Origin of the sequence: Streptomyces sp. NPDC035033 (assembly GCF_040636735.1) — a bacterium.
In the GTDB taxonomy this organism is placed as follows: Bacteria; Actinomycetota; Actinomycetes; order Streptomycetales; family Streptomycetaceae; genus Streptomyces.
Genome location: NZ_JBEZUZ010000046.1, coordinates 37,719 through 57,552 on the forward strand (window position 1 = coordinate 37,719; position 19,834 = coordinate 57,552).

At 74.6% G+C, this 19,834-nt stretch carries 24 protein-coding genes and 1 pseudogene; 20 read left to right on the top strand and 5 right to left on the bottom strand.

Annotation, left to right across the window (positions count from 1 at the left end; all coding sequences use genetic code 11):
• Positions 1–3 precede the first annotated feature (3 nt).
• The 3 genes from AB0E83_RS19955 (at position 4) to AB0E83_RS19965 (ending at position 2,588) form a co-directional block, all read left to right on the top strand.
• Positions 4–987, top strand: coding sequence for an ABC transporter ATP-binding protein (locus AB0E83_RS19955; protein ID WP_362113160.1), 984 nt, complete (start codon positions 4–6; stop codon positions 985–987).
• Positions 988–1,147: 160 nt separating this feature from the next.
• On the top strand, positions 1,148–1,936 hold the full coding sequence (locus AB0E83_RS19960; RefSeq protein WP_362113221.1) for an ABC transporter permease: 789 nt from the start codon (positions 1,148–1,150) through the stop codon (positions 1,934–1,936).
• 34 nt (positions 1,937–1,970) lie between these two features.
• Positions 1,971–2,588, top strand: a complete 618-nt coding sequence (locus AB0E83_RS19965; protein WP_362113163.1) for a DUF2567 domain-containing protein — start codon at positions 1,971–1,973, stop codon at positions 2,586–2,588.
• A 10-nt stretch (positions 2,589–2,598) separates the two neighbouring features.
• Here AB0E83_RS19965 and ybaK read toward each other — a convergent pair whose 3' ends face one another.
• From ybaK to AB0E83_RS19985, 4 genes are all read right to left on the bottom strand, one after another.
• A complete protein-coding gene (ybaK, locus tag AB0E83_RS19970) occupies positions 2,599–3,096 on the bottom strand; it encodes a Cys-tRNA(Pro) deacylase (protein ID WP_362113166.1) in 498 nt (165 codons plus the stop codon).
• 43 nt (positions 3,097–3,139) lie between these two features.
• Positions 3,140–3,877 carry an LON peptidase substrate-binding domain-containing protein gene (locus AB0E83_RS19975; RefSeq protein WP_362113169.1) on the bottom strand — a complete coding sequence of 246 codons (738 nt, stop codon included), beginning with the start codon at positions 3,875–3,877 and terminating at the stop codon, positions 3,140–3,142.
• A gap of 11 nt (positions 3,878–3,888) precedes the next feature.
• Complete coding sequence (locus tag AB0E83_RS19980; RefSeq protein WP_362113172.1) at positions 3,889–4,968, bottom strand: hypothetical protein; 1,080 nt, start codon at positions 4,966–4,968, stop codon at positions 3,889–3,891.
• Positions 4,969–5,102: 134 nt separating this feature from the next.
• The gene (locus tag AB0E83_RS19985; protein WP_362113174.1) at positions 5,103–6,698 is read right to left on the bottom strand and encodes an oxidoreductase; all 1,596 of its coding nucleotides are present in this window, start codon (positions 6,696–6,698) and stop codon (positions 5,103–5,105) included.
• 216 nt (positions 6,699–6,914) lie between these two features.
• Between AB0E83_RS19985 and hisD the strand changes: the two genes are divergently transcribed.
• From hisD to AB0E83_RS20040, 11 genes and pseudogenes are all read left to right on the top strand, one after another.
• Positions 6,915–8,258, top strand: a complete 1,344-nt coding sequence (gene hisD / locus AB0E83_RS19990; protein WP_362113177.1) for a histidinol dehydrogenase — start codon at positions 6,915–6,917, stop codon at positions 8,256–8,258.
• On the top strand, positions 8,255–9,376 hold the full coding sequence (locus AB0E83_RS19995) for a histidinol-phosphate transaminase (RefSeq protein WP_362113180.1): 1,122 nt from the start codon (positions 8,255–8,257) through the stop codon (positions 9,374–9,376). The genes hisD and AB0E83_RS19995 overlap by 4 nt, the downstream gene beginning before the upstream one ends.
• Positions 9,373–9,966, top strand: coding sequence for an imidazoleglycerol-phosphate dehydratase HisB (gene hisB, locus AB0E83_RS20000; RefSeq protein WP_030492957.1), 594 nt, complete (start codon positions 9,373–9,375; stop codon positions 9,964–9,966). Before AB0E83_RS19995 ends, hisB begins: the two co-directional genes overlap by 4 nt.
• Positions 9,967–9,968: 2 nt before the next feature.
• Complete coding sequence (locus AB0E83_RS20005; protein WP_030748301.1) at positions 9,969–10,133, top strand: hypothetical protein; 165 nt, start codon at positions 9,969–9,971, stop codon at positions 10,131–10,133.
• Positions 10,130–10,777: an imidazole glycerol phosphate synthase subunit HisH gene (hisH, locus tag AB0E83_RS20010; protein ID WP_362113183.1), complete on the top strand. Its 648-nt coding sequence runs from the start codon at positions 10,130–10,132 to the stop codon at positions 10,775–10,777. The genes AB0E83_RS20005 and hisH overlap by 4 nt, the downstream gene beginning before the upstream one ends.
• The gene (gene priA, locus AB0E83_RS20015) at positions 10,774–11,502 is read left to right on the top strand and encodes a bifunctional 1-(5-phosphoribosyl)-5-((5-phosphoribosylamino)methylideneamino)imidazole-4-carboxamide isomerase/phosphoribosylanthranilate isomerase PriA (protein WP_362113186.1); all 729 of its coding nucleotides are present in this window, start codon (positions 10,774–10,776) and stop codon (positions 11,500–11,502) included. The genes hisH and priA overlap by 4 nt, the downstream gene beginning before the upstream one ends.
• Positions 11,499–11,897: a RidA family protein gene (locus tag AB0E83_RS20020; RefSeq protein WP_362113189.1), complete on the top strand. Its 399-nt coding sequence runs from the start codon at positions 11,499–11,501 to the stop codon at positions 11,895–11,897. Before priA ends, AB0E83_RS20020 begins: the two co-directional genes overlap by 4 nt.
• Positions 11,894–12,649: an imidazole glycerol phosphate synthase subunit HisF gene (hisF, locus tag AB0E83_RS20025; RefSeq protein WP_362113192.1), complete on the top strand. Its 756-nt coding sequence runs from the start codon at positions 11,894–11,896 to the stop codon at positions 12,647–12,649. The genes AB0E83_RS20020 and hisF overlap by 4 nt, the downstream gene beginning before the upstream one ends.
• Before the next feature lie 76 nt (positions 12,650–12,725).
• Entirely contained in the window at positions 12,726–12,944 is a 219-nt protein-coding gene (locus AB0E83_RS20030; protein ID WP_362113195.1) for a type II toxin-antitoxin system VapB family antitoxin, read from the top strand.
• On the top strand, positions 12,941–13,351 hold the full coding sequence (locus AB0E83_RS20035) for a PIN domain-containing protein (protein WP_362113198.1): 411 nt from the start codon (positions 12,941–12,943) through the stop codon (positions 13,349–13,351). Before AB0E83_RS20030 ends, AB0E83_RS20035 begins: the two co-directional genes overlap by 4 nt.
• Positions 13,348–14,537 (top strand): annotated as a pseudogene (locus tag AB0E83_RS20040) (MFS transporter). Before AB0E83_RS20035 ends, AB0E83_RS20040 begins: the two are co-directional and overlap by 4 nt.
• On the opposite strand, the gene AB0E83_RS20045 reads toward AB0E83_RS20040, so the two are convergent.
• Positions 14,534–15,169, bottom strand: a complete 636-nt coding sequence (locus AB0E83_RS20045) for a TIGR03085 family metal-binding protein (RefSeq protein ID WP_362113201.1) — start codon at positions 15,167–15,169, stop codon at positions 14,534–14,536. The pseudogene AB0E83_RS20040 and the gene AB0E83_RS20045 sit on opposite strands and share 4 nt — an antisense overlap.
• 84 nt (positions 15,170–15,253) lie before the next feature.
• Here AB0E83_RS20045 and hisI point away from each other — a divergent pair, with 84 nt between their 5' ends.
• The 6 genes from hisI to trpC all read left to right on the top strand — a co-directional run bounded on the left by hisI (position 15,254) and on the right by trpC (position 19,703).
• Positions 15,254–15,622, top strand: coding sequence for a phosphoribosyl-AMP cyclohydrolase (hisI, locus tag AB0E83_RS20050; protein WP_362113204.1), 369 nt, complete (start codon positions 15,254–15,256; stop codon positions 15,620–15,622).
• Positions 15,623–15,633: 11 nt separating this feature from the next.
• Positions 15,634–17,124: an anthranilate synthase component I gene (locus tag AB0E83_RS20055; RefSeq protein WP_362113207.1), complete on the top strand. Its 1,491-nt coding sequence runs from the start codon at positions 15,634–15,636 to the stop codon at positions 17,122–17,124.
• Positions 17,125–17,138: 14 nt separating this feature from the next.
• Positions 17,139–17,789, top strand: coding sequence for a TIGR02234 family membrane protein (locus AB0E83_RS20060; protein WP_362113210.1), 651 nt, complete (start codon positions 17,139–17,141; stop codon positions 17,787–17,789).
• Between the two features lie 118 nt (positions 17,790–17,907).
• Positions 17,908–18,162, top strand: a complete 255-nt coding sequence (locus AB0E83_RS20065) for an HGxxPAAW family protein (RefSeq protein WP_362113213.1) — start codon at positions 17,908–17,910, stop codon at positions 18,160–18,162.
• A 124-nt stretch (positions 18,163–18,286) separates the two neighbouring features.
• Complete coding sequence (locus AB0E83_RS20070; RefSeq protein WP_362113215.1) at positions 18,287–18,763, top strand: DUF2752 domain-containing protein; 477 nt, start codon at positions 18,287–18,289, stop codon at positions 18,761–18,763.
• Between the two features lie 130 nt (positions 18,764–18,893).
• Positions 18,894–19,703, top strand: coding sequence for an indole-3-glycerol phosphate synthase TrpC (gene trpC / locus AB0E83_RS20075; RefSeq protein WP_362113218.1), 810 nt, complete (start codon positions 18,894–18,896; stop codon positions 19,701–19,703).
• Positions 19,704–19,834 lie beyond the last annotated feature (131 nt).

Here is a 19,834-nt window from a genome sequence, read left to right on the forward strand (position 1 = left end):
CCCGTGAGTACGGTGTGCGTGGTGCGGGACCTGGTCAAGACGTACCCCGCCACGCGCGGCGGGCGCGGCGCGCCCGCGACCCCGGAGGTGCGCGCCACCGACGGGATCAGCCTCGACGTGCGCGGCGGCGAGATCTTCGGCCTGCTCGGCCCCAACGGCGCGGGCAAGTCCACCCTGGTCCGGCAGCTCACCGGACTGATGCGCCCCGACTCCGGCACCGTCGAACTCCTCGGCCACGACCTCGTCCGCCACCCCGAGCGCGCCGCCCGCCTCCTCGCCTACCTCGGCCAGGAGTCCACCGCCCTCGACGAGCTGACCGTCGCCCTCGCCGCCGAGACCACCGGCCGGCTGCGCGGCCTCACCGCCGCCGGCGCCCGCGCCGAGCGCGACGCCGTCCTCGACGAACTGGGCCTCGGCGAGCTGGCCGGCCGCCCCCTCAAGAAACTCTCCGGCGGGCAGCGCCGGCTCGCCTGCTTCGCCGCCGCCCTCGTCGGCCACCGGCCCGTCCTCGTCCTCGACGAGCCCACCACCGGCATGGACCCGGTCGCCCGCCGCGCCGTCTGGGCCGCCGTCGACCGCCGCCGCGCCGAGCACGGCACCACCGTCCTCCTCGTCACCCACAACGTCATCGAGGCCGAGACCGTCCTCGACCGGGTCGCCGTCCTCGACCGCGGCCGGGTGATCGCCTGCGACACCCCCGCCGGACTGAAGGAACGTGTCGCCGGCGAGGTCCGCGTCGAGCTGCTGTGGCGCGACGCCGCCCCGCTCGCCCTCCCCGAGGTCGCCGCCCTGCGCGAACTCGCCCAGGAGTCCGGCCGCCGCTGGGTCCTCCGGCTCGCCCCCGACGCCGCCCGCGCGGCCGTCGCCGCCGTCACCGGCGGCGCCGCCTTCGCCGCCCTCGACGACTTCACCCTCGCCACGCCCAGCCTGGAGGACGTCTACCTCGCCCTCGGCGGCGCCGCCCGCGAAGGACTGGTGAAGGCGTGAACCCCCTGAGCCCTCCGAGCCCCGCGAGCCCCGGCGCCGGCCCGGCCGCCCCCGGCCCCCGCGCCTCCCGCACCACCGGCGTGACCCCCCACGTACCGCACGTCACCCCCAGGAGCTGTCCGCGTTGAGCACCCTGCCCGCCGAGGCCCTGCCGGCCGACGTGCCGGCCGCCCGGGACCGGGACGCCGAGGAGGCCGCGCCCCTCGCCCCGCCCGCCCGGCTGCTGCCCTCCCTCGCCGCCGTCTACCGGGCCCAGCTCAGCCGGGCCCGGGTGGCCCGCATCCCGCTGCTCTTCGTCGCGACCTTCCAGTCCATCGGGATCATGGTCCTGATGCGCGGGGTCGTCGACGGCGGCTCCGAGGCCCGCGCCGTCGTCGCCGGGTCCACCGTCCTCGTCGTCGCCTTCGTCGCCCTCAACCTGCTCGCCCAGTACTTCGGGCAGCTGAGGGCCACCGGCGGCCTCGACCACTACGCCACCCTGCCCGTGCCGCCCGCCGCCGTGGTGCTCGGCGCCGCCGGCGCGTACGCCTCCTTCACCGTCCCCGGCACGGTCGTCACCGCCGTCACCGGCGCCGTCCTCTTCGGCCTGCCCCTCGGCCACCTGTGGCTGCTCGCCGCCGTCGTCCCGCTCTCCGGCGCCGCCCTCTCCGGCCTCGGCGCCGCCCTCGGCCTGCTCGCCCCCCGCCAGGAGTTCGCCACCCTCCTCGGCCAGCTCGGCATGTCCGCCGCGCTGCTCCTCGGCGTGCTGCCGGCCGAGCGGATGCCGGAGCCGATCGGCTGGGCGCGCGACCTGCTGCCCTCCACGTACGGCGTCGAGGCCCTGGCCCGCGCCTTCGACCCGCGCCCCGACTGGACGGCCGTCGCCCTCGACCTGGCCGTCTGCGGGGTCGTCGGAGTCCTCTCGCTGGCCGTCGCCACCTGGGCCTACCGCAGGGCCGCGGTCCGCTGAGGCGGGTCACGGGCACACCTGGCACGATGGCGGGGTGACCGCACCCCTGACGCCTCCCCAGCAGCCCCCGAACGACCCCGCCTGGCCCCCGCCACCCCCGCCGTACGAGGGGCACGGCGGTGACCCGATCACCGCGGCCGAGGTCCTCCAGGGGCTCGTGGTGACGGCCGCCTCGGTGATCGCCGGAGCCGTGCTCGGCGCGCTCTGGGCGTGGCTCGCGCCGGCGGTCCAGCTGATCTCGGACGGCAAGGGCGTTTATCTGCGGGACTCCGAGGGGGAGGCCGCGATCGGCGCCGACGGCACCTTCGTCCTCCTCGCCCTCGCCTTCGGCGCGGTCGCCGGACTCGTCGTCTTCCTCGCCCGCCGCAGGGGCGGCGTCCCGCTCGTCCTCGGCCTCGCCGTCGGCGGCGTCCTCGGCTCGCTGCTCGCCTGGTGGCTGGGGACGAAGCTGGGGCCGACCGCCGACGTGGTCGCCCACGCCAAGGCCGTCGGCCCCGAGGTCGTCTTCGACGCCCCGCTGAAGCTCCAGATGGGCGCCGCGGCGATGCTGGCCTGGCCGCTCGCCGCGATGATCGTCCACCTGCTCCTCACCGGGGCCTTCGGCCCCCGCGACCCGGAGCCCGGCCCCTGGGAGGGGTACGGCAAGCGCTGAGCGCCCCCGGTCAGCCGCGGCCGATCGGGGCCAGGACCGCCGAGGTGAGCGCGGCCAGGTCGGCGGGGGAGAGCTCGACCTCCAGGCCCCGCCGGCCGGCCGAGACGCAGATCGTCCCGTGCGCCGACGCCGAGGAGTCCAGCACGGTGCGCAGCCGCTTGCGCTGGCCCAGCGGGGAGATCCCGCCCCGGACGTACCCGGTCGTCCGCTCGGCCGCCGCGGGGTCCGCCATCGTCGCCCGCTTCCCGCCGACCGCCGACGCCAGCGCCTTCAGGTCCAGCTGGCCGGCGACCGGCACCACCGCCACCGTCAGCTCCCCGTCGACGTCGGCCACCAGGGTCTTGAAGACCCGGTCGGGCGTGACGCCGAGCGCCTCCGCCGCCTCCTCGCCGTACGACGGGGTCGCCGGGTCGTGCTCGTACGCGTGCAGGGTGTACGGCGTGCCCGCCGCGGCCAGGGCCACCGTCGCCGGGGTGCCTCCGCCGTTCTTCTGCTTCTTCTTCGCCACGCGGACTTCCTCGTTCGTCCGTTCCGTCAGTTCGTCCGGTCCGTCAGTTCGGATGGGTGGGCGCCTGGGTCAGCTCCACCGCGGGCAGCGACGGCAGGTGCCGCAGGACCGCCGTCTCCGCGCGCAGCAGCGCCAGCTCCTCGCGCAGCCGGACCGTCGTGTCCGGCGCCTCCAGGAGCCGCTGCTTCGTCGGGATGTCCACCATCGCCGCCGCCGCGACCAGGTACGACACCACCGACGGGTCGTCGGGCAGCTCGGTCGTCGTCAGCGACCGCTCCCGCGCCCCCGCCAGCCGCTTCTGATAGGCGCGGAAGGCCCGCAGCACGCCCTCGGCCAGCGCCTCCGCCTCCTTGCCCGGCTCCTCGGGGAGCTCCTCGGTCTCGGCCGTCAGGAACGGGCCGCTCGCGTCCACCGAGAGCAGCCGCACCCGCGTGGTGCCGGTGACCATCACCTCGTACGAGCCGTCCGCCCGCTGCCGGATGCTCGCCGCGTCCGCGACGCACCCCACCGGGTGGAAGCTGCGGATCGGATCGGGGCCGAAGCCCGCCGCCGGGCCCTTCTCCGGCAGCGCCGTCGGGTCCGGCATGCCGGGCGCGGTCGGGGCGACCTCGTACCCGTCCCGGATCGCGACCACGACGAAGCGCCGCGGCTCCGAGGCGTCGATGGAGAGCAGTTCGCGCATCATGGCGCGATACCGCTCCTCGAAGACGTTGAGCGGCAGCACGAGGCCCGGGAACAGCACCGCGTTGAGCGGGAAGAGGGGCAGGCGAGCGGTGGTCACAGCGGCCAAGCCTAACGGCCGCGCGGCCCGCCCCGTCCGGAGATTCCGCGAGCCCGCCCGGACAGCGGGGTCCGCCGCGCCAGTTCCGCCCGCGTCCGGTCCCGGGTGGCCAGGAACCGACGGAGCGGATCGTGCCCGCCGACCGCCCACGGGAAGGAGGTGGCGTACGGTCCCGTCCGGCCGAACTCGGCCAGCGCGTCCTCCCACCGCCCCCGCTCCACCAGCACGTACGCCAGCAGGTTCCGCACCTCCGCCGGCCACGGGTCGCCCGCCGCGAACCGCGCCGACAGCGCCCGGCCCCGGTCCGCCGCCCGGTCGATCCGCGCCCCGGCCGGCACCGCCCCGTCCGCGCCCGCGTCGGCGGGCCCGGCCGATCCGGCCGCCGCGGGCCGCCCGGCGCCCGGCAGCGGACGCAGCGCCTCGTAGGCGGCGCGCACCGGCAGGGCCCGCACCAGCGAGTCCGGCGCCGCGTCGTCCGCCGCCTGCTCCGCGAAGTCGAAGGCCGCCCGGTCCGAGCCGTACCACTGCGCCGACAGGTACTTCAGCGCGGCGACGTGGCAGCCGTAGTGGTGCGGGGAGCGGAGCAGGGCCTGCTCCCACAGCCCCTCGAAGACCGCGTGCCCCGCGTGCGCCCCGCGCGCGTGGTCCAGCGCGAGCCGCCACGGCACCGGATCGCGCCCGGCCCCCTCCGTGAGCGGCCGCAGCAGCGGGTCCAGCTCCCGCAGCCGCTCCGCCCGCGCCGGCGACTCCCACGCCCGGCGCACCGCGAGCTGCGCCGACACCAGCAGGGCGTCGAGGTCCCCGGGGGCGGCCTCCCGCCACCGGGCCAGCCACTCGCCCCGGCTGTACGCGAAGGTGGCGAGCCGTCCGACGTAGCGGTCCCGGTCCTCCCACTCGCCGGCGTCCCGGGTGGTGGCGAGCAGCTTCGCCGCGGGCTCCGGGTCGCCGAGCGCGGCCGCCACCAGGGCCGGGGCGAGCCGCCCGTCCGGGGCGTCCAGCAACACGTCGTCGTCCGGCGTCAGCCCCTCGGCGAGACGCGGGGCGTGCCGAGCCGAACGGGCGGCGCCGAGCAGGGCGCGGAGGAAGGACATGGCAGGACGTATCTTCCCACCGCGGGGCGCTCCGGGCCTGCCGCCCTTCCCATCCCTTCACCCGGATCTCACCCGGTCTCCTCCGGTCGTTCCCTTCCCGGCCCGCCGCCGGCCGGCCCGGCGCCCGCCGTCCGTCAGCCCCGCCGCAGCAACCGGGTCGCGCCCGCCGCCACCGTCGTCGCCAGGATCCAGCCGAGCAGGATCAGCACCGCCGCCACCCACTGCCAGGCCCCCTCCAGGCGCCAGTAGCCGTCCTGGCCGAGCGTGATCACCGGCAGCAGCAGGTCCAGCGCGTACAGCGCGCCGTTCCAGGCCGGCCCCTCGCCCGCCTTGATCGGCACCGGCTCGTACCGGGAGAAGACCACCGTGCCCGCCGCCCACAGCACCGCCATCCACAGCGCCGCCCGGCCCGGCCGGTAGCCGTACGCCACCGTCCAGTCCTGGACGTACCCCCACAGCTTCCCGGCGACCGGCAGCGTCTCCCGTCTGCGCCGCTGCTTGGCGAGCAGCACCTCCCGGGCGTCCGCGTCCTCCCCGCTGTTGCGGAGCACGGTCGCCAGGCGCTCGTACGGCTCCGGCGCGTACTCCGGCGTCGCCGCCGCCACCCACTCCAGGCGCCGCGCCAGCGGGAAGTGCCCGTACGGCACCAGGTTCTCGTAGACGAAACCGCTCATCGCCAGGCCGCCCGGGCCCGGCCAGCTCGTGGAGAGGTCGATCAGCGTCACCACCTTCGCGCCGTTCAGCACCACCCGGCCCTCCTCCGGGCGCTCCCCGTTGAACCGCAGCTCGGGGGTGACGATCCGGCGCAGCGACAGCTCCTCCCGGCGCGCCCCGTTCAGCAGGAAGCGGGCGTGGTTCAGGTCCACCGCGTCGCCGAACCGCCCGTCGTCCAGCCGCACCCCGCCGTGGAACTCGGCCGGCTTGCGCCGGGCGTCCCGGACCGGCGTCACCCCGTACGGCGGGGTGGCCGTGGACGGGCCGCCGCCCTCGTACACCCAGGCCGCGTTGAGGTACAGGGTGCGCTCCACCGTCAGCTGCGGCGCGTTCAGCGCGCGGCGGCCCCGGTCCGCGCGGAGCACGCTGCCCCGCAGGCTGAGCGAGACCCCGACCTTCGCCCCGCGCAGGCTGACCTCGCCGTACGCCTCGATCAGCTCGGCCTGGAGGTCCTGCGCCACCACCATGCCGTCCGCCGTGATCGCCCGGCCGCGCCCGTCCGGCCCCACCTGGATCTGGTTGATCAGCAGGTCCGTGCCGATCTGCGCGTCCGTCAGCCGGATGCCCCGGCGCACCCGGCAGCGCGGCAGGTGCAGATCGCCCTCCGTGTGCAGCCGGGCCGCCTCCAGGCGGGGGAGCGCGCAGCCGACCATCCGCAGCGTCCCGAACCGGGCCTCCGGCAGCACCACCTCCTCGTCGAAACGGCAGCCGTGCAGCTCCACGTACGGCGACACGGAACCGCCCGCCAGGCCCAGCAGGCCGGTGATCCGCACCCCCCGCAGCTTCAGCGCGGCCACCCGGCCCGGCCGGGCCTGCGGTCCGTCGAGCAGCAGCGCCGCCACCACGTCGGCCCGCACGCTCCGCTCCGGGCCCCACGGCACCTCGCCGAACGGGTCGTCCCGCTCCGTCACCCCCTCCGTCAGATCGCAGGTCCTGCCGATGCGGAACGCCTGCCACATGGCCCGCTCCGGGCCCGTGAGACCGTCCGGCATTCCGTCCTCGTGCGGCTCGGTCACTGCCGCCCCCTCGCTTTCCCCGATGCGCTCCCACCACTCCGCTCACCGGGAGTCGTGGATTCGTACAGTCGTTCTTCCCGCACTGTGACGGGCTGAACGCTAACGGTCAGGAGTGGCGAGGAGACGCCACAGTGGCGCGTATCGGCGCACGGCAAGCCGTGTATCAGCCAGTGATACGGACGTCCGGTGCCGAGGGCCGTCTGCGAGAATTGACCCGTGATCTCTCGAATCGATCTGCGCGGCGAGGCCCTCCCCGAGGGTTCCGCCCTGCGCGACCTGCTGCCCCGTGCCGAGTTCGACGTGGAAGCCGCCCTGGAGACGGTGCGGCCGATCTGCGAGGACGTACGGCATCATGGCGCGGCCGCGGTGATCGAGTACGGGGAGAAATTCGACGGCGTGCGCCTCACGGGCCTCCGCGTCCCCGCCGAGGAGATCGCCCGCGCCCTCGCCGAGCTCGACCCGGCCGTCCGCGCCGCCCTGGAGGAGTCCATCCGGCGCGCCCGCCTGGTCCACCGCGAGCAGCGCCGCACCACCCACACCACCCAGGTCGTGCCCGGCGGCACGGTCACCGAGAAGTGGATTCCGGTCGAGCGCGTCGGCCTGTACGTGCCGGGCGGCCGCGCCGTCTACCCGTCCTCCGTCGTGATGAACGTGGTCCCGGCCCAGGAGGCCGGCGTCGAGGGCATCGCCGTCGCCTCCCCGCCGCAGAAGGAGTTCGGCGGCCTGCCGCACCCCACGATCCTCGCCGCCTGCGCCCTGCTCGGCGTCGACGAGGTGTACGCGGCCGGCGGCGCCCAGGCGATCGCCATGTTCGCCTACGGCACCGAGGCCATCGGCGACGAGCCGGGCTGCGCCCCGGTCAACCTGGTCACCGGCCCCGGCAACATCTACGTCGCCGCCGCCAAGCGCCTCCTCAAGGGCCGCATCGGCATCGACGCCGAGGCCGGCCCGACCGAGATCGCGGTCCTCGCGGACGCCGGCGCCGATCCCGTGCACGTCGCCGCCGACCTCATCAGCCAGGCCGAGCACGACCCGATGGCCGCCTCCGTCCTCGTCACCGACTCCGAGGAGCTGGCCGACGCGGTCGAGGCCGAGCTGAAGACCCAGGTCGCCGCCTCCAAGCACGTCGACGAGCGGATCGTCCCCGCCCTGACCGGCAAGCAGTCCGCGATCGTCCTCGTCACCGGCCTGGACGACGGCCTGAAGGTCGTCGACGCCTACGGCGCCGAGCACCTGGAGATCCAGACCGCCGACGCCGCCGCCGTCGCCGACCGGGTCCGCAACGCGGGCGCGATCTTCATCGGCCCCTGGGCGCCGGTCTCCCTCGGCGACTACTGCGCCGGCTCCAACCACGTCCTGCCCACCGGCGGCTGCGCCTGCCACTCCTCGGGCCTCTCCGTGCAGTCCTTCCTGCGCGGCGTGCACATCGTGGACTACACGCGCGACGCGCTCGCCGACGTGGCCCACCACGTGGTCACCCTCGCCGAGGCCGAGGACCTCCCGGCCCACGGCGCCGCGATCAAGGCAAGGTTCGGCTGGAAGGTGCCCGAGAGCAAGTGAACGCGTACGACAAGATCGGGATCGACGACCTGCCGATCCGCGAGGAGCTGAAGGGCCAGTCGCCCTACGGCGCCCCCCAGCTCGACGTGCCCGTCCAGCTGAACACCAACGAGAACCCCTACCCGCTGCCCGAGCCCCTGGTGGCCCGGATCGCGGAGCGGGTCGCCGAGGCCGCCCGCGGCCTCAACCGCTACCCCGACCGGGACGCGGTGGAGCTCCGCACCGAGCTGGCCCGCTACCTCACCCGCACCGGCAAGCACCCGGTGGCCCGGGAGAACGTGTGGGCCGCCAACGGCTCCAACGAGGTCCTCCAGCAGCTCCTCCAGACCTTCGGCGGCCCCGGGCGCACCGCGATCGGCTTCGAGCCCTCGTACTCGATGCACGCCCTGATCGCCCGCGGCACCGGCACCGGCTGGATCTCCGGCCCGCGCAACGAGGACTTCACCATCGACGTCGAGGCCGCCGAGGCGGCCGTCGCCGCGCACGCGCCCGACGTCGTCTTCGTCACCTCGCCCAACAACCCCACCGGCACCGCCGTCGGGGCCGAGGTCGTGGAGCGGCTGTACGACGCCGCCCAGGCCGCCAAGCCCTCGCTGGTCGTGGTCGACGAGGCGTACGTGGAGTTCAGCCACCGCGACTCGCTGCTGCCCCTCCTGGAGGGCCGGCCGCACCTGGTGGTCTCCCGGACCATGTCCAAGGCGTTCGGCGCCGCCGGGCTCCGCCTCGGCTACCTCGCCGCCCACCCGGCCGTGGTCGACGCCGTCCAGCTGGTCCGCCTGCCGTACCACCTCTCCGCCGTCACCCAGGCCACCGCGCTCGCCGCCCTGGAGCACACCGACACCCTCCTCGGGTACGTCGAGCAGCTCAAGGCCGAGCGCGACCGGCTCGTCGCCGAGCTGCGGGCCATCGGCTACGAGGTCACCGAGTCCGACGCCAACTTCGTCCAGTTCGGCCGTTTCCCCGACGCGCACGAGGCCTGGCGGAAGATCCTCGACCGGGGTGTCCTGGTCCGGGACAACGGCGTACCGGGGTGGCTGCGGGTCACCGCCGGAACCCCCGAAGAGAACGACGCGTTCCTCGACGCGGTTCGTGAGCTGAAGAAGGAGCAGAACGCATGAGCCGCGTAGGCCGCGTGGAGCGCACCACCAAGGAGACCTCGGTCGTCGTCGAGATCGACCTCGACGGCACCGGCAAGGTCGACGTGTCGACCGGGGTCGGCTTCTACGACCACATGCTCGACCAGCTCGGCCGGCACGGCCTGTTCGACCTGACCGTGAAGACCGACGGCGACCTCCACATCGACTCGCACCACACCATCGAGGACACCGCCCTCGCGCTGGGCGCCGCCTTCAAGCAGGCCCTCGGCGACAAGGTCGGCATCTACCGCTTCGGCAACTGCACGGTCCCGCTGGACGAGTCCCTCGCCCAGGTCACCGTCGACCTCTCCGGCCGCCCCTACCTCGTGCACACCGAGCCCGAGAACATGGCGCCGATGATCGGCTCGTACGACACCACGATGACGCGCCACATCCTGGAGTCCTTCGTGGCCCAGGCGCAGATCGCGCTCCACGTCCACGTGCCGTACGGACGCAACGCCCACCACATCGTGGAATGCCAGTTCAAGGCGCTCGCCCGCGCCCTGCGCTACGCCTCCGAGCGCGACCCGCGCGCCGCCGGGATCCTCCCCTCCACGAAGGGCGCGCTGTAACCGTGACCGGTCTCTCCACCATCCTGATCGTCGTCGGGCTCTTCCTGCTCGGCGGCATCTACTCCTTCGTCAAGCAGCAGATGCCCAAGGGCCTCATCGTGCTGCTCTCCATCGGCGCCGCGATGTGCCTCACCGCCGGCGTGCTGCGACTGGACGTGTGGTCATGAGCACTGCGACTCCGAAGAAGGTCGTCGTCTTCGACTACGGCTTCGGCAACATCCGCTCCGCCGAGCGCGCGCTCGCCCGGGTCGGCGCCGACGTCGAGATCACCCGCGACTACGAGAAGGCGATGAACGCCGACGGGCTCCTCGTCCCCGGCGTCGGCGCCTTCTCCGCCTGCATGCGGGGGCTCAAGGAGGCCCGCGGCGACTGGATCGTCGGCCGCCGGCTCTCCGGCGGCCGCCCCGTCATGGGCATCTGCGTCGGCATGCAGATCCTCTTCGAGCGCGGCATCGAGCACGGCGTCGAGACCGAGGGCCTCGACGAGTGGCCCGGCACGGTCGAGCCGCTGGACGCCCCCGTCGTGCCCCACATGGGGTGGAACACCGTCCAGGCGCCCGCCGACAGCGAGCTCTTCGCCGGCCTCGACGCCGATGCCCGTTTCTACTTCGTGCACTCCTACGCGGTGCGCGAGTGGAGCCTGGAGATCGGCAACAAGAACATCCGTGCCCCCAAGGTCACCTGGGCCACCCACGGCGAGCCCTTCGTCGCCGCCGTGGAGAACGGCGCCCTGTGGGCCACCCAGTTCCACCCCGAGAAGTCCGGCGACGCCGGAGCCCAGCTCCTCACCAACTGGATCGGAACCCTGTGAGCACTCTCGAACTCCTCCCCGCCGTCGACGTCCGCGACGGCCAGGCCGTCCGGCTCGTCCACGGCGAGTCCGGCAGCGAGACCTCCTACGGCTCCCCGCTGGAGGCCGCCCTCGCCTGGCAGCGCTCCGGCGCCGAGTGGCTCCACCTCGTCGACCTGGACGCCGCCTTCGGCACCGGCGACAACCGCGACCTCGTCCGGCAGATCACCGAGGCCATGGACATCAAGGTCGAGCTCTCCGGCGGCATCCGCGACGACGCCTCGCTCGCCGCCGCCCTCGCCACCGGCTGCACCCGCGTCAACCTCGGCACCGCCGCCCTGGAGACCCCCGAGTGGGTCGCCAAGGTCATCGCCGAGCACGGCGACAGGATCGCCGTCGGCCTCGACGTCCGCGGCACCACCCTCAAGGGCCGCGGCTGGACCAGCGAGGGCGGCGACCTCTACGAGACCCTCGCCCGCCTCGACTCCGAGGGGTGCGCCCGGTACGTCGTCACCGACATCGGTCGCGACGGCACCCTCACCGGCCCCAACGTCGACCTCCTGAAGAACGTCTGCGCGGCCACCGACAAGCCCGTCGTCGCCTCCGGCGGCGTCTCCTCCCTGGACGACCTGCGGGCCCTGGCCGGCCTCACGCACCTGGGCGTCGAGGGCGCGATCGTCGGCAAGGCCCTCTACGCCAAGGCGTTCACGCTGGAGGAGGCCCTCCAGGCGGTGGCGGCCGCATGACCGGGTCCCTGCGCAAGGTCGTCACCGGCGCCCCCTGGGAGGAGCAGTTCGGCTACTCCCGCGCGGTCGAGCTGCCCAACGGCACGGTCCTCGTCTCCGGCTGCACGTCGGTGATCGACGGCGCCATCGCCGACGGCGGCCCGTACGAGCAGACCGTCAACTCCTTCAACGTCGCCCTCGACGCGCTGAAGCAGCTCGGCCTCGGCGCCGAGCACGTCGTCCGCACCCGCATGTACATCACGCACGCGCGGGACGTGGACGAGGTGGGCCGCGCCCACAAGGAACTGTTCGACGAGGTCCGTCCGGCCGCGTCGATGATCATCGTCTCCGGCTTCGTCGACCCCCGCCTGGTGGTCGAGGTCGAGGTCGAGGCCTACAGGAGTGATGCGGCATGAGCCTCGCCGTACGCGTGATCCCCTGCCTGGACGTGGACAACGGCCGGGTCGTCAAGGGCGTCAACTTCCAGAACCTGCGGGACGCCGGCGACCCCGTCGAGATGGCCAAGCTGTACGACGCCGAGGGCGCAGACGAGCTGACCTTCCTCGACATCACCGCCTCCTCCGGCAACCGGGAGACCACCTACGACGTGGTGCGCCGCACCGCCGAGCAGGTCTTCATCCCGCTCACCGTCGGCGGCGGCGTCCGCTCGGCGGAGGACGTCGACAAGCTGCTGCGGGCCGGCGCGGACAAGGTGGGCGTCAACACGGCCGCCATCGCCCGCCCCGAGCTGATCCAGGAGATCGCGGAGCGCTTCGGCCGCCAGGTCCTCGTCCTGTCGGTCGACGCCCGCCGCACCGCCACCGGCTCCTTCGAGGTCACCACCCACGGCGGCCGCAAGGGCACCGGCATCGACGCCGTCGAGTGGGCCCACCGCGCCGCCGAGCTGGGCGCGGGGGAGATCCTGCTCAACTCGATGGACGCGGACGGCACCAAGGACGGCTACGACACCGAGATGATCGCGGCCGTGCGCAAGCACGTGACCGTCCCGGTCATCGCCTCGGGCGGCGCCGGCAAGCTCGCCGACTTCGCCCCGGCCGTCGCGTCCGGAGCGGACGCGGTGCTCGCCGCCTCGGTCTTCCACTTCGGCGACCTGCGGATCGGCGAGGTCAAGGGAGCGCTGCGGGAGGCGGGGCACGAGGTCCGCTGAAACCCGCACACCGATGTGTGCGGCTCGATATCCTGATACCAGGCCGTATATCAAGCCGCACGCATCGGAGGCCCGCATGGCCAGGACCGTGATCGACGTGGACGACCGCATGCTGGCGTTCGCGCAGCAGCAGCTCGGTACGACCACGAAGCGCGACACCGTCAACCGCGCGCTGACGATAGCCGCCGCACTCAGCGCGGACGACCGGGCGCGCGCCCTGCGCTGGCTCCAGGACAACGCCGACGACTTCCTCGACTTCGACGTCCTGGAGGACCGGGAGCGCTCGGGCCAGTGACGTACCTCGCCGACACCTCCGCGGTGTGGCGACTGCTGCGCCGCCAGATCGGCGACCCGTGGCCGCGCCACGTCGCCCAGGGGCTCGTGGCGATCTGCCCGCCCGTCGAAGCCGAGCTGATGCCCGGCCTGCGCGCCGACCGCGACCATGAGCCGTTCTTCGGCATGCTCGGCCAGACCTTCGGCTGGGTGCCCGCCGTCGAAGACCCCTGGCCGCAGGTCATCGCCGTGCAGCGGGACCTCGTCGCCATCGGCCACCACCGGGGCCCCTCTCCGATGGACATCCTCATCGCGCTCACCGCCCAGCAGCACCGGCTGACCCTGCTGCACGTGGACGACGACTTCGCCTCGATCGCCAAAGTGCGCCCCGGCATCGCCATGATCCGGCTCCAGCCGGCCGGCCGATGACCAGTACCCTCGACCACACCACCGCGCCTGCCCCCGCCCACCGCAGCCCCCAGGTCCTGCGCTGGCTCGGCGCCTACACCGCCTCCACCCTCGGCGACAGCGTCTTCTACCTGGCCCTCTCCTGGGCCGCCGTCAGCGGCGGCAGCCCCGCTCAGGCCGGGCTCGTCATGGCCGTCGCGGCCGTGCCCCGCGCGCTGCTCATGCTCTTCGGCGGAGTGATCGCCGACCGGCTCGGCCCGCGCCGGGTCGTCATCGTCTCCGACGCCGTCCGCTGCCTGGTCACCCTCGGCCTCGCGGCGACCCTCTTCCTCGCCTCGCCCGGCCTGGGGGCGCTCGCCGCCGTCGCCCTCGTCTTCGGCACCGTCGACGCCCTCTTCCTGCCGGCCGTCGGCGCCCTGCCGCCCCGGATCGCCGACCGCGACCAGCTCGCCCGCGTCCAGGGCATGCGCGGCCTCGCGTACCGCGCGGGCGCCGTCGTCGGCGCCCCGCTCGGCGGCCTCGCCGTCGCCGTCGGCGGCACCGCGCCGTCGCCGTCGGCGGCACCGCGAGCGCCTTCGCCGTCGCCGGCGCCCTCTTCGCCTTCTCCCTGCCCCTGCTCGCCGCGCTCCGGCTCCGCCCGCTGCCCCGGGAGGAGGCCCGCGAGGGCACCGCCCCGCGCGGCCTCGCCGACGGCCTGCGCTACCTCCGCGGCCACCCGGTGCTCGGCCCGCTGATGATCGTCGTCCTCCTCAGCGACCTCGGCTTCACCGGCCCGCTCAACGTCGGCCTCGCCGTCCTCGCCGAGCAGCGCGGCTGGGGCGCCCCCGGCATCGGCTGGGTCCTCGCCGGCTTCGGCGCCGGCGCGGGCGCCGCCTCCCTGCTGCTCACCGTCAAGGGCCATGTCCCCCGCACCGCCGCCGTCCTCGCGGCCCTCGCCATCGGCCTCTTCGCCGGCCTCTCCGGGGCCCTCTGCAACGCCCTCATCCAGACCGAGTGCGACCCCGCGTACCTCGGCCGGGTCAGCGCCGTCGCGAGCCTCGGCAGCCTCGGCATCGCCCCGCTGAGCTACCCGGTTACCGGCGCGGCGATCGGCGCGTGGGGGACCGGCCCGGTCTTCGCCGTCAGCGCCGCGGTCTGTGCCCTCTCCGGGGTGTACGCCCTCGCGGTCCGCGCCGTCCGCCGCGCCGGACTCCCGAGCCCCGCCTAGAGCCCCAGCTGCTTCGTCGTGCTCAGCAGCTCGATGGCGTCCGGCTCGCCCTCCAGGCCCACCTTCGCCACCTCCGTACGCCCGTACAGGTACATCGTCAGCTCGCCCGGTTCCCCGGAGACCGTCACCACCGGGGTGCCGCGGTGGGCGACCACCGTCTGGCCGTTCGGGCGGCGCAGGACCAGGCCCACCGGGGCCTTGCGGCCCAGGAGGCGGGCGGCCCTCTCCAGCCGGGACCAGAGGGCGTCCGCGAAGACCGGGTCCAGCTCGCGCGCCGACCAGCCGGGCTGGGCGCGGCGGACGTCCTCCGCGTGGACGTAGAACTCGACGACGTTCGCGCCCTCGTCCACCTGCTTGATCGTGAACGGGGAGAAGCGCGGCGGGCCCGTGCGGATGAGCTGGATCAGCTCCTCGTACGGCTTTCCGGCGAACTCCTCCTGCACCCGTCCGAGCCGCTCCTTCAGCGCCGGGACGAGCGTCCCGGCCGCCGCGTCCGGGCGCCGCTCCCGCACCACCACGTGCGCCGCGAGGTCCCGGGTCCGCCAGCCCTCGCACAGCGTCGGCGCGTCCGGACCGGCCGCCTCCAACAGATCAGCGAGCAGAAGCCGTTCACGTTTGGCATGGGTCGACATGCCCGCCAGCGTACGGCCGCGGCGCGCCGTCCGCCCAGTGGACGCCCCGCCGGACACGCCTCCGCGCCACGGCACAATGGCGCCATGAGCTCCACGCCCCGGACCCCCAGCGACCTCGACCCGGCCGTCGCCGCCCGCCTCAAGCGCAGCGCCGACGGGCTGGTCCCCGCCATCGCCCAGCAGTACGACACCGGCGAGGTGCTGATGCTCGGCTGGATGGACGACGAGGCCCTGCACCGCACCCTCACCACCGGCCGCTGCACCTACTGGTCGCGCAGCCGGAACGAGTACTGGGTCAAGGGCGACACCTCCGGGCACGTCCAACACGTGAAGTCGGTCGCCCTCGACTGCGACGCCGACACGATCCTCGTCAAGGTCGACCAGGTCGGCGCCGCCTGCCACACCGGCACCCGCACCTGCTTCGACACCGACGTGCTCCTCGCATCCGAGTAGGGTCTGGCGCCATGGATCTCGACACCTTCCGCAAGCTGGCGGCCGACCGCCGCGTCATCCCCGTCAGCCGCAGGCTCCTCGCGGACGGCGACACCCCGGTCGGGCTCTACCGCAAGCTCGCCGCCGAACGCCCCGGCACCTTCCTCCTCGAATCCGCGGAGAACGGGCGCAGCTGGTCCCGCTACTCCTTCATCGGCGTCCGCAGCGACGCCACCCTGACCGTGAAGGACGGCGAGGCCCACTGGCTCGGCACCCCGCCCGTCGGCGTCCCCACGGACGGCGACCCGCTCGCCGCCCTGCGCGCCACCGTCGAGACCCTCCACACCCCGCGCGACCTCGCCGGCGACCTGCCGCCGTTCACCGGCGGCATGGTCGGCTACCTCGGCTACGACATCGTCCGCCGCCTGGAGCGCATCGGCGAGCACGGCCGCGACGACCTGCGGCTCCCCGAGCTCACCATGCTGCTCACCAGCGACCTCGCCGTCCTCGACCACTGGGACGGCTCGGTCCTCCTGATCGCCAACGCGATCAACCACAACGACCTGGAGACCGGCGTCGACGAGGCGTACGCCCACGCCGTCGCCCGCCTCGACGCGATGGAGGCCGACCTGGCCCGCCCCGTCGCCACCACCCCCGCCGCCCTCCCGGCCTCCGAGCTCCCCGAGTACTCCGCGCTCTGGGGCGGCCCGGCCTACCAGGAGGCCGTCGAGGACATCAAGGAGCGGATCCGGGCCGGCGAGGCCTTCCAGGTCGTCCCCTCGCAGCGCTTCGAGACCCCCTGCACCGCCTCCGCGCTCGACGTCTACCGGGTCCTGCGGGCCACCAACCCGTCCCCGTACATGTACCTCTTCCGCTTCGAGAACGGCTTCGACGTCGTCGGCTCCTCGCCCGAGGCGCTGGTCAAGGTCGAGGACGGACAGGCGATGCTCCACCCCATCGCCGGCACCCGGCACCGCGGCGCCACCCCGCAGGAGGACCACGACCTCGCCGAGGAACTGCTCGCCGACCCCAAGGAGCGCGCCGAGCACCTCATGCTCGTCGACCTCGGCCGCAACGACCTCGGCCGGGTCTGCGCCCCCGGCTCCGTCGAGGTCGTCGACTTCATGTCGATCGAGCGGTACTCCCACGTCATGCACATCGTCTCCACCGTCACCGGCCGGGTGGCCGAGGGGAAGACCGCCTTCGACGTCCTCACCGCCTGCTTCCCCGCCGGCACCCTCTCCGGCGCGCCCAAGCCCCGCGCCATGCAGATCATCGAGGAGCTGGAGCCCTCCCGGCGCGGCCTGTACGGCGGCTGCGTCGGCTACCTCGACTTCGCCGGCGACTCCGACACCGCCATCGCCATCCGCACCGCGCTGCTCCGCGACGGCACGGCGTACGTACAGGCCGGCGCCGGCGTCGTCGCCGACTCCGACCCGGCCGCCGAGGACGCCGAGTGCCGCAACAAGGCCGCCGCCGTGCTCCGCGCCGTCCACACCGCCAACCGGATGAACGCTTCCTGAAGCGGTAGGGGATAGTGGGGTACGTGAGTGCCGCATCCGTACCCCAGCCCCGAGCCGCCCGCGCGGCCGTCACCCCCGGCGGCCGGCGGAGCCTCGCCCTCGCCCTGCTCCTCGGTGCCCTCGGCGCCACCGTCGTCCTGCTCTCCGCCGGCCAGATCTGGGCCGAGGGCACCGCGTCGGTCGCCGGGGGCACCGTCCCCGTCGAGGCCGACGGCGGCACCGTCACCGGCGTCCCGACCGCCCTCGCGATCGTCGGCCTCGCCGCCCTCGTCGCCGTCTTCGCGGTCCGCCGCACCGGCCGCACCCTCGTCGCCGCGCTCCTCGCGCTCAGCGGCGCCGGCGCCGCCCTCGCCGCCCTCCTCGGCGCCTCCGACAGCGCCGCCCTCGACGCCGAGGCCGCCCGGATCACCGGCGACACCGCCGCCGCCGTCGCCGGCCTCACCCACACGGCCTGGCCGTACGTCGCCGCCGCCGGCGCCCTCCTGATCCTCCTGGCCGGCCTCTTCGCCCTCCGCTTCGGCAAGAGCTGGCCCGCGATGGGCGGCCGCTACGAGCGCTCCGGCGCCCCCCGGGCCCCGCGCCGCGCCGCCGCCGGGGACCCCGACCGCCCCGAGGACCTGTGGAAGGCGCTCGACCGCGGCGAGGACCCGACGCACGACGCGTGATCGTCCGGGACCCCCCGAGTCACCTCCGCGGGTCCATGTGCGGAAGAATGACGCCGTCATCACATGACGACCGTCGTCTTCGACGCCACCACCGAGCAACATCTACGAGGAGCAACTCATGGCGGGCAGCGCCCACGGACACACCCCGGCCGCCTGGACCGGTGTCATCATCTCCTTCATCGGCTTCTGCATCGCCGGAGTCTTCATGGTGGCGGCGAACGTGCCCGGTTTCTGGGCCGGTGTCGGCGTCATCGTCCTCGGCGGTGTCGTCGGCGGCGCGATGAAGATCGCCGGCCTCGGCATGCCCAAGGAGTCCCAGGCCGTCACCGAGGCCCGCGAGAGCGCGACCGCCGCGGCCAAGGCCCGCGCCTGACCCCGGGGCCCGGAGGCCCTCGCGGGACGCGAGCACCACACGAACGGCGCAGTCCGGCACGGCCGGGCTGCGCCGTCGCGCGTCCCGGGCTGCGCCGCCGGGCCGTCCGGGCGAGAATCGCCGCGTGACCGCCGAGCCGACCCCGCAGCCCGCCCCGCCCGCCCCGCCGCCCCGGCTCGCCGAGGCCGAGGAGTTCCGGCGGCGCCCGCTCGCCCGGCGGCTGCTCGCCCCGCTCCTCACCCTCGCCGGAGCCGGCGCCGCCTTCGCGTACGTCGGAGCCGTCGACCCCAACGAACCCGGCCACTACCCCGTCTGCCCGCTGCTCCGCTTCACCGGCCTGTACTGCCCCGGCTGCGGCGGCCTGCGCAGCGCCCACGCCGTCGCCCACGGCGACCTCGTGACCGCGCTCGGTGCCAACGCCCTCGCCGTCGCCGGATACGCCGTCTGCGCGGTCCTCATGGCGGTGTGGCTGGTCCGCGCCGTCCGCGGCACGCCGACCCGGCTCGCGGTGCCGCCCGCCTGGGGAGGGGCGCTCGGCGCGCTGACCGCCCTGTTCGCAGTGGTCCGGAACCTTCCGTTCGGCTCCGCGCTGGCTCCCTGAAGTCCCAGCAGGTGGGACGCCGCGCCGGTCGATGCGGGCCGGAGGCCCGGCTGCGGATACCATCGACGTGGCCGAACCGTGTTCATCAGGTTCCGTAGAACCGTCACCGTCCCGGAAGGGGGCCTCTCGCGTGAGTGTGCTCGACGAGATCATCGAAGGCGTGCGCGCCGACCTCGCAGAGCGGCAGGCGCGGGTCTCCCTCGACGAGCTCAAGGACCGGGCCGCCAAGGCCCCGCAGGCCAAGGACGGGGTCGCCGCGCTGCGCGGCGACGGCGTCAAGGTGATCTGCGAGGTCAAGCGGTCCAGCCCGTCCAAGGGAGCGCTCGCGGCCATCGCCGACCCGGCGGGACTCGCCGCCGACTACGAGGCGGGCGGCGCCGCCGTCATCTCCGTCCTCACCGAACAGCGCCGCTTCGGCGGCTCGCTCGCCGACCTGGAGGCCGTCCGGACCCGGGTCGACATCCCCGTCCTGCGCAAGGACTTCATCGTCACCGCCTATCAGCTCTGGGAGGCCCGGGCGTACGGAGCGGACCTCGCGCTCCTCATCGTCGCCGCCCTGGAGCAGGAGGCCCTCGTCTCCCTCATCGAGCGCGCCGAGTCCATCGGGCTCACCCCGCTCGTCGAGGTCCACGACGAGGAGGAGGTGGAGCGCGCGGTCGACGCCGGCGCCCGGATCATCGGCGTCAACGCCCGCGACCTCAAGACCCTCCAGGTCGACCGCTCCACCTTCGAGCGCGTCGCCCCCGAGATCCCGGCCGGCATCGTCAAGATCGCCGAGTCCGGCGTCCGCGGCCCGCACGACCTCATCGCGTACGCCAACGCCGGCGCCGACGCGGTCCTGGTCGGCGAGTCCCTGGTCACCGGCCGCGACCCGAAGACCGCCGTCGCGGACCTCGTCGCCGCCGGCGCCCACCCGGCCCTGCGGCACGGCCGGAGCTGATCCGACCGTGACCCCCCGCCGCGCCGCCGTGCCGACCGCCCCGGGCTCCCTGGCCCAGGGGCCCGTCGGCCTGCGCGCGGTGTCCGTCACCGCCCACGCGCGGCTCGCCCGGGGCTGCCGGCCCCGGGGCT